The sequence below is a fragment of the Streptomyces sp. NPDC033216 genome, from assembly GCF_055577115.1.
Genome location: NZ_JBVIQK010000058.1, coordinates 1 through 3,833, shown reverse-complemented (window position 1 = coordinate 3,833; position 3,833 = coordinate 1). Strand labels below are relative to the sequence as shown.

General features: G+C 67.5%; 4 protein-coding genes and 1 pseudogene. 1 reads left to right on the top strand and 4 read right to left on the bottom strand.

Annotated features, from left to right (window positions below; all coding sequences use genetic code 11):
* On the bottom strand, positions 1 to 530 hold a 530-nt coding region (locus ACZ5Y0_RS36825; protein WP_469132986.1), incomplete at its 3' end, for an epoxide hydrolase N-terminal domain-containing protein.
* A gap of 865 nt (positions 531 to 1,395) precedes the next feature.
* Between ACZ5Y0_RS36825 and ACZ5Y0_RS36820 the strand changes: the two genes are divergently transcribed.
* The gene (locus ACZ5Y0_RS36820; protein WP_469132985.1) at positions 1,396 to 1,851 is read left to right on the top strand and encodes a MarR family winged helix-turn-helix transcriptional regulator; all 456 of its coding nucleotides are present in this window, start codon (positions 1,396 to 1,398) and stop codon (positions 1,849 to 1,851) included.
* A gap of 471 nt (positions 1,852 to 2,322) precedes the next feature.
* Here ACZ5Y0_RS36820 and ACZ5Y0_RS36815 read toward each other — a convergent pair whose 3' ends face one another.
* From ACZ5Y0_RS36815 to ACZ5Y0_RS36805, 3 genes and pseudogenes are all read right to left on the bottom strand, one after another.
* Complete coding sequence (locus ACZ5Y0_RS36815; RefSeq protein ID WP_469132984.1) at positions 2,323 to 2,517, bottom strand: hypothetical protein; 195 nt, start codon at positions 2,515 to 2,517, stop codon at positions 2,323 to 2,325.
* Positions 2,518 to 3,180: 663 nt separating this feature from the next.
* Positions 3,181 to 3,540 (bottom strand): MarR family winged helix-turn-helix transcriptional regulator, encoded by a 360-nt coding sequence (locus ACZ5Y0_RS36810; protein WP_469132987.1) that lies wholly within the window; start codon positions 3,538 to 3,540, stop codon positions 3,181 to 3,183.
* A gap of 193 nt (positions 3,541 to 3,733) precedes the next feature.
* A pseudogene (locus ACZ5Y0_RS36805) lies at positions 3,734 to 3,833 on the bottom strand (NADPH-dependent FMN reductase); the annotation flags it as partial.

Below are 3,833 nucleotides of genomic sequence, written 5' to 3'. Positions count from 1 at the left end.
TGAGCCGTCGGGTTGGTGAGCGGGCCGATGACCTTCAACAGTTCGATGATCGAACCCGGCCAGCCGTGCGTCATGAGAAGCGGCAGGGCGTCGGCGTGGGGCGAGCGGATGTGCGCGAACTGGATGTCCAGTCCGTCGATCTCGGTGATGAACTGGGGCAGCGCGTTGAGCCTGGCCTCGACCTTGCGCCAGTCGTAGCCGCTGCCCCAGTACTCGACGAGCGGGCGGAGCCGGCCCAGTTGGGCGCCCTGAGACCGGTCGCCGACCGTCTCCCGGTCCGGCCAGCGCGTCTCCTTCACCCGGCGTCGGAGTTCGTTGATGTCCCGCTGCGGAACCTTGATGCGGAAGGGACGGACTCCGGGAATCTGCTTCACCGGACCGAACGCGGCGCCGTCGGAGGCCGTTCCTCCTGCCGCCGCCTGCGCCTGGCTCGGCAAGCCGATCTGGGTGGCGGCGACGGCACCGGCTGCGAGGCCGAGGAACCGGCGTCGGCCGGTGTTGTGCCGGCCGACGCCTTCGGTCGTGCTCATAGGAAACTCCTCTGGTCGTTGTGGAGCATGGCTCGTGCCACCGTGGAGATGACAGGACGAAGGGCTGGCGGCGCCCGGGATCAACAGGCCCACATCGTGCCCGCCCCCGGCAGTCGCCGAGGGCGGGCGCTCGCCGGCTCCCGTGACCGTTCACCGATGCCCTACATGGCGGAACACATGGCGAGCCGACTGAAACGTCGATCCGCCCGAACACCTGTCAGTGAACCTGGTGGGACGCCCGGGCGCTGACAAACGCCGCGCCCGGGCCGCCCATTACGGCACATGCCCATGCTCATCGCGTGTGTGCGCCTTGTGGATCGCCGCCACCTCAGGGGTCATCGGTCTCATACGGCGGCGCGCGCAGTACCGATCATGACAGTACGCGCATCACCAGTCAAGCCGGTGACGATTATTGTGGCGGTACCACGCACCGCCATTGAGGGCGAGCGGAGAGCCAACCAGGCCGGATTGACGTGGCGAGGCACCCTCAGGCGGCAATCTGCTTGACTCGACAAGTAAATATCAAGAGTGAGGCGACCTTGACAGGATCCGCCAGGCGCGGCTTCCGCCCATGAGCGCGAAGACCCCCCATGTAGATACGGTCCGGCTGCTGCCGCCGCGTTCCCGAAAGCGACACGCGCCCTCACGAGTGCACGCCGCTGCCGAACGGAAAGGAGCGCGGCAGGCTTTCGCGCTCCGCACACCGATCAGTCCGTTCGCAGCGCCATCACAGGACGAATGGCTGTCTCGCCAGTTACCCGTTACCGGGCTCGCGGCTGCACGCCCGACATATTGACGGGGATGAGCGGCACGGCCGAGGTGCGTACGGTCAAGCGGGGCCGATCTCAACAATTACACTGGGTTCATGGCAGACGCGACGACCATCGATCCGCTCAACCCCGCTGAGGAAGCCTTCCTGCGGGCTCTCGGCAGAGTCATTGCGTTCTTGCCCCGAGCCGTCGACGCGGACATGCTCGACGAACATCCGATTTCCAGTGTCGAGTACACGGTCCTGGTGCATCTTTCCGAGGTTCCGCACAACCAGATGCGGATGAGCGAATTGGCCAACATGTGTGGTCTCTCGCTGAGCGGCATGACTCGAGTGGTGAACCGTCTGGAATCGCAATCACTGGTCACGCGCCAGAAGTGTCCTGAGGACGGAAGGGCGTGGCTCGCCGTCCTCACCAACCCGGGGTGGAAAATGCTGAATCAGGCGTGGCCCACGAACCTGGCCAGCGTGCGCCGACACATCTTCTCGCGCCTGGAGGGTTGCGACGTCGCCGCGGCCGCCGAGGTGCTGGAGCGCATAGCAGCCCCCTGACCAGCGCTCGGCGTACCGGGGACTCCGCAGAAAGAGGATGACCACGCCTGCACGACGGGTCTCCTCCGCGGTTCATGCCTGCGGTGGTCGGACGAACGCCAGCGGGACGAGGTCCTCGGGCTCAAGGCCGGCCGCCCTCTCGTCAGCCGTCGGGAACGCGCTTTCCTGCCCCTGGCGTGCAGGGCACGCGCCAAGGGCCATGCGCCCCGGCCCGCTTCGCGGCGACGTGCGCGACGACCGGGGGCGCGCGTCGATCGGTGCAACCCGTCTCAGGCGTCCCAACCGTGGTCGTTCCCGGCTCGGTCAGCCCGACGTGCGATCCTGAGGCCACCGGCCGCGGTAGGACACGGCGAGTGGCCTCGACGATCGATCGAACCTGATGGCTCTCAGCGTCCCCTCGAAGGCCTGCCCGGAGAGGGCAGGTCATACCCGAGTGCGCCGGGCCACCAGGGACCGCCTCACCCGCCTCGGTCAGAGACCCATGTCCAGAGCAAGGCACGAGAAGTAGTTCCATGAGCCCTCCGGGTTGTAGGCGTTGACCCCCGCGCCATTCGGCGTGGGCGCCTTCCCCTCGATCATCTCCTCGATGCGCGTGCGCTCCGGCAGCCGCCCGAAACGCTCGTGTCGCGCTGCCGCCGCAGCGTCCGTCGCTCCCTCGTTCGTCATGATGTCTCCCTCTCCCTTCGTGACCATGGGCCCCTGACGGGTGCCCTTCAGGTTCACAATGTTCCACTTCCTTCGTAACCAGTCAAGACGGTTACGAAATGAAGTGCGTCCCTCCTCGCCCTCGCCCCCACGCCTGGCGGTGGTACCAGGCGATGCCCACTCCGTCGGGACGGGCAGACCGCAGGCTCAGCAGCTCTGCACCGAGACATGTTCGTGACGCAACGCAAAGGCGTGACGCCAAAGGTCGTCCGGATACGTGTAGGCAGGGAAACGCCTCAGCTTCCGACCGGTTCCCACGCATGGCGTGATGGTCCCCGCACCACCCGACTCGGCCGGTCAACCCTCCTGAGCGGCGACACCTGTTCTCCACCCCCCGGCGGCCGACGCGCACCGGCGGTGAGCGCCACTGCGCTCACCGCCGGTGCCGGCTCACCGCAGTCGGGACGACTGGGACGGACGCCGCCGTCGACGGCACGGCCGAGAAGGATCACGGTTCTCGGCGACCGGTACTCCCCGCGCCTCTCGTACCGACCGATATGCACACGACGGTGTCTCCGCTCCGATCGGAACTACCCGCTCGGTGGTCGCCGGGGAGTCGAAGTCGGTAGGGCGGCTCGATGCCTCCGTCAGTGGAGCCGAGCCGCGCGTCCGGATCACGGCTCGTCAGGTGGCGATGTTCCGCAGCGCCACGGCGAGCTTTTTGAGGTCCAGGCCTTCCAGGTGGTCCAGGAAGTGACGGCGCACGGCGGCCAGATTGGCCGGCCAAGCCTGTTCCAGACGGGCGAAGCCCTCATCGGTGAGGATGGCGTCGGCACCACGGGCGTCACGGTCGGACTTGACGCGCTGGACAAGTCCCTGGCCTTCGAGTCGGGTGACCAGCCGCGTCATGCCGCTGAGGGACATCTCGACCGCGGCAGCGAGATCACCCATGCGAAGCTTGCGCTCAGGAGCCTCGGAGAGGTGCGCGAGAGCCAGATACTCGACCAGAGACAGGCGCTGCTCCCGGATCATGTCGGCATCCATGGCGCGAGGCAGAGCGTAGATGACGCGACTCAGTGCCCGCACCACGGCCTCCTCGTCCGCGGTAAGGGGTTTCGCTGTTCCCGACTGCCCTGCGGTGCCTGACATCGCTCCCCGTTTTCCGCTCGTCGAAGGGGCCGGTGAAGAGGTTACCTGGCAGGGCGCCGGGCCACTCCGGGACGTCACGCGAAAGCCGGTCGGGGAAGAGCGAGAGGCCGACCTGGGCGCGTACGTCGGCCATCTGGAGTTCACCGGCGACGAGGCGCAGGTGCTCCACCGCCCGGGCGCCGCCCATG

Bases quoted from the DNA above. Each gene is read 5' to 3' on its own strand.
- ACZ5Y0_RS36820 (WP_469132985.1), top strand. From the start codon at position 1,396: ATGGCAGACGCGACGACCATCGATCCGCTCAACCCCGCTGAGGAAGCC.
- ACZ5Y0_RS36810 (WP_469132987.1), bottom strand. From the start codon at position 3,540: ATGGATGCCGACATGATCCGGGAGCAGCGCCTGTCTCTGGTCGAGTAT.
- ACZ5Y0_RS36815 (WP_469132984.1), bottom strand. From the start codon at position 2,517: ATGACGAACGAGGGAGCGACGGACGCTGCGGCGGCAGCGCGACACGAG.